The sequence below is a fragment of the aff. Roholtiella sp. LEGE 12411 genome, from assembly GCF_015206995.1.
Classification (GTDB): Bacteria; Cyanobacteriota; Cyanobacteriia; order Cyanobacteriales; family Nostocaceae; genus Komarekiella.
On sequence record NZ_JADEXR010000272.1, the window covers coordinates 1 to 3,168 of the forward strand.

The 3,168-nt window shown below is 42.1% G+C and carries 3 protein-coding genes and 1 pseudogene; 2 read left to right on the forward strand and 2 right to left on the reverse strand.

Translation table 11 applies throughout. The features are described from left to right. The coding region (locus IQ246_RS29215) for a response regulator (protein WP_194006778.1) at positions 1-407 on the forward strand (407 nt) is incomplete at its 5' end. 47 nt (positions 408-454) lie between these two features. Here IQ246_RS29215 and IQ246_RS31105 read toward each other — a convergent pair. After that, positions 455-586: pseudogene (locus IQ246_RS31105) on the reverse strand (hypothetical protein); the annotation flags it as partial. Positions 587-792: 206 nt separating this feature from the next. Beyond that, positions 793-2,553, reverse strand: a complete 1,761-nt coding sequence (locus IQ246_RS29225; RefSeq protein ID WP_194006779.1) for a DUF3685 domain-containing protein — start codon at positions 2,551-2,553, stop codon at positions 793-795. Between the two features lie 159 nt (positions 2,554-2,712). On the opposite strand from IQ246_RS29225, the gene IQ246_RS29230 reads away from it, so the two are divergent. Next, the gene (locus tag IQ246_RS29230; protein ID WP_194006780.1) at positions 2,713-3,006 is read left to right on the forward strand and encodes a hypothetical protein; all 294 of its coding nucleotides are present in this window, start codon (positions 2,713-2,715) and stop codon (positions 3,004-3,006) included. Positions 3,007-3,168 lie beyond the last annotated feature (162 nt).

Below are 3,168 nucleotides of genomic sequence, written 5' to 3' on the forward strand. Positions count from 1 at the left end.
CCCCCCCTCCACCCATTCCCCCATCTCTGTTTGGCATCCGGGTGCTGGTTGTAGACGACGAAGCCGATAGCCGTGAATTTATCACCACAGTACTCCAACAGTGCCACGCTGAAGTTCAGGCAGTAGCATCAGTCCAAGAGGCATTACAGTTACTTTTACAGTGGAAACCAGATGTTTTAGTCAGCGACATCGGTATGCCCCAGGAGGATGGTTATTCTCTAATCCGCAAACTGCGATCGCAACCTCCAGAACAAGGCGGAAAGATTCCCGCAGCAGCCTTGACAGCATTCGCTAGAGCAGAGGATCGGATGCGAGCTATACAGGAAGGTTATCAGCTACATTTACCTAAACCTATTGAGCCAGCGGAGTTAGCTACAGTAGTCGCCAGCCTTGTTGGACGTACTTAATACTTGATACTCCCCAGCCCTAAAGGGCTTGTCATTACCAACATCTTTTAAAGAGTAGAAGAACCAAAATAAGCACCCCAGCAAATATCTTGCAATCGTAGCCAACCACGCCAAACGGTCTGCCAACCAGGAAGACCATCAGATTTACGACCAATAAAACCACCTAGTCGTGCCAAAGCCGTCCAAAACTCACCTAAAGTTTAAAGCATCGGCTGGAATTGAACAAGGAATTTATGCATTCACCTCCAAATTTTTGGACTGTAAATTAAGCGATCGCCTGAGCCAAAGTCACAAAATTGGGTTAAAAACATCATTTCTTTGATAGTACAAATGTTCACCTTGAAAGGGCTAGTCCTATAGTATTTCTTCCGCTGCCTCTGCTTGTTCATTTAGATCGATCACTATTTCTTCTGAGGTATTTTTCTGTTAACGAAACACTGCCAATGCCTTGCAGAATACCACGACCAATTAAACCTAAACCTCGTCCTATTATTTGGGTGAGAATGAAGACAATGCCACTGCCCATAAAGGCTAATAGCGATCGCAAACGAGGTGCGATCGCATCCCTAAATTCAAGAATAAGTGTCACTAATAGGGGAATACTTGAAAGTTGCGCTAACTCTTTATTTCGAGGAGCATAAACGTAAGTTTTAGCAATACCGCGAGGTGCAATTACAAATAGCACATAGCGACTTTCAAAAATTGCTATTGGCTCATTTATATAACTATTTAGACGGTATTTCCATGACAGATTATTTCTAAAACGTTCAATCTCTCGCGTTGATATCAATTGGCGACTATAAAAATTTTGCTTAATTGCTTCTACATCTGCTAAAGAGTTAAGTAGTGGCTGCACGACCCCATTCGCTACTTGAATCAACAAGTTCTCTAAAATCATTAATGCTTGGGACTTTGCTTCAGAGCTAACCGCTGTATATGAAACATTATCTATATGCAGTTCGGTTTGAAATAGTAGATAAGAAAACAACTCAAATACTAGCGGTATTTTATTGAGAATTTCCGTTTGCACAACTTTGGTATTTTGCAGCAAATATTTGACAATTTCTATATCCTGATTGCCTACTCGCACTCGCGAAAACTTTCCAAAAAAATCTGTAATTGCTATTTGCCATAAATCATGTAATAAGCTATTTTTTACCTCAAATAATTGATTAATTTCAATTTGTGAAACGCGCAATTCATCAAGTTGTTGAGCTAGTTTTTGCAGAATATTATAAAGTAATTCTCGTTTCTTATCTTCGCGTAAAATATCAATTTCCAAATGTGAAGATGTGACATTTTGTAAAGGAAACTGGAGTTTGGTAACGCAAGATGAGAATAAGTCAGATTGCAGCGCTCCTGGGCTAAGTAAAGATGGCACAGTTAGCCTCTGTAAATCTGATTTAGCGATCGCACTACTCAGAGAAAGACTCGGAGGTAGCGCATCTGGAATAAGTTGCTCCCGTTGTTCTTGTTGTCTTTCTTGTGATGACAACAACCTATTCAGTAGCCAACGAGCTGCCAGTAGTTCTCGTCTTTGTCCAGCCAGAATTGCCCGATCTACTAGCGGCAGCCCAGGGACTTGTAATTGTGCAGTTACTGCCGCTAGGGTGGCATTAATGTAACCAATCCCGGACAAACGTAAATTATTTCGTAAGTTAGCGAAAGGCAGAGGTGAGTAGTCAGTACTGTTAGCGTAGCGAGGCTTAGCCCGTCCTGTTTCTTGAAACCAATAGGAACCACCAAACGCCACTTCTCGCATAGCAGCGACTAACTCAGAAAGAGGTATGCCTTTGGGGCAGTAGCCATTTACACCAATAGCCTTTGCTGCTAATAGCTGTCCTTGTTCTTGAATAGAACTAAAAAGCAAAACTGGCAGGTTAGGGTACAAAGCTCTCAGCTGCCGGCAGAACTGCAAACCTAGCTGCTGACTGGTGGAGCGACCATTACCTAATTCCAAAACCACTAAATTTACTTGATTAGGGTCTTGTTTGGCGATTTCTGCTAAAATCTGCAAGGCCGAGGTATCAGTTTCTACCTCGGCTATTACTTGCAAGTCAGGAATTTCATCCAAAGCTACCCGCAGTCCCAGGCGAAAGATCGGGTCTTGGTCGATTAGCAATAATTTCAGAGGGCGATCGCTCATAGTCTGCTCAAATACAACTGTTTTTTGCTAGTCATAAAACAGCTTTGATACTAAACTCAGTCCTCCCCATTGTTACCTGTTTTGGCAACCTGAATACCTGGCTCCTAATTGCCGTAGGCAGCCATTCACCGTGTAATTAAGTAAACTACCCACCACCAATTGCTTTTAGCAATAGCGATCGCTAATTTATTTTCTGGTCGCCATCCCCAAGATACACTTGAACTGATGCAAGCGATCGCTCTAAAAATTTTGCACTCGCAACGCCATCTAATCGATTTGACTGGTAAGTTTCATACCTTACCAGGGTTTTACTCTAAAATTCCAAGTTTAGAACCCTCACACCAAGGCGCAAGAGAAAGTGTGAGTTTAATTGAGTTTTCGCATATAAAGTTGGGAGAATATCTTTGTGGTGAGGCTCTTACTGCTGAGTTAAAATTCCTAACTCAGCGCTAAGAGGATACTGACGGTACATTTTCCTTAGTCCTGAACTCTCCGAGTAGTGTGGCTCAGCACCTTTACAATTTACTAATGGGTCTTATTATTAAGATTACTATTTGATTTTTGAAAAAACTGCGTACACCTCTAACTCCCTTTTTTCCCCATTCCCCATTCCCC